Origin of the sequence: Brevibacillus halotolerans (assembly GCF_026891775.1) — a bacterium.
GTDB classification, from domain to species: domain Bacteria; phylum Bacillota; class Bacilli; order Brevibacillales; family Brevibacillaceae; genus Brevibacillus_B; species Brevibacillus_B halotolerans.
This window is the reverse complement of the sequence record NZ_JAPTNK010000051.1, coordinates 1-527: the sequence shown is the minus strand read 5'-3', so window position 1 is coordinate 527 and position 527 is coordinate 1. Positions and strand designations below refer to the sequence as shown.

Here is a 527-nt window from a genome sequence, read left to right as displayed (position 1 = left end):
ATCCTGATAAATTTCAATCATTCTCTTTGTAATCAGTTGGTTCTCTTTATGACGTGGAGAGTGCTCTTTCTTTTGGAATTGATAGTATGTACTTCTGGAAAGATTGAGTACCTCACACATAGTCTGTACAGAGTACTTTTCTCTGTTTGCTGCAATAAATTGATTCAGTTCTGCAATTTCTACTTTTTCGCGAATATGGCCATAGCCTTTTTTAGAATTTCATTTTCCTGTTTCAATCGAAGCATTTCCTTCTGCATAGCAGCAATCTCTTTAGGTGCAATAGATTGTCCTGCTTCTCCGAGAGGAGTAAATTCTTTGATCCATTTGTAAATAGTGACTTCTGAAATACCATATTCGCTAGATAATTCCTTTACAGAGTAACCAGAGTGATAAAGATCTACCACTGTTCTTTTAAAATCTTCATTGTATCTCTTGTTCGTTTTTTTGTGTTCCATCCGGACTCATCTCCTCTTGTTTTCATTGTAAGGACTTAACTAAGAGGTGTCCATGAAACTATACTAACTCCA

At 35.7% G+C, this 527-nt stretch carries 1 protein-coding gene; it reads right to left on the bottom strand.

The genetic code is table 11. From position 1 onward, the window contains the following. Positions 1 to 179: 179 nt before the first annotated feature. Entirely contained in the window at positions 180 to 455 is a 276-nt protein-coding gene (locus tag O0550_RS24095) for a transposase (protein WP_022584177.1), read from the bottom strand. Positions 456 to 527 lie beyond the last annotated feature (72 nt).

Coding starts and splice junctions, on each gene's coding strand:
- O0550_RS24095 (WP_022584177.1), bottom strand. CDS start 455: ATGGAACACAAAAAAACGAACAAGAGATACAATGAAGATTTTAAAAGA.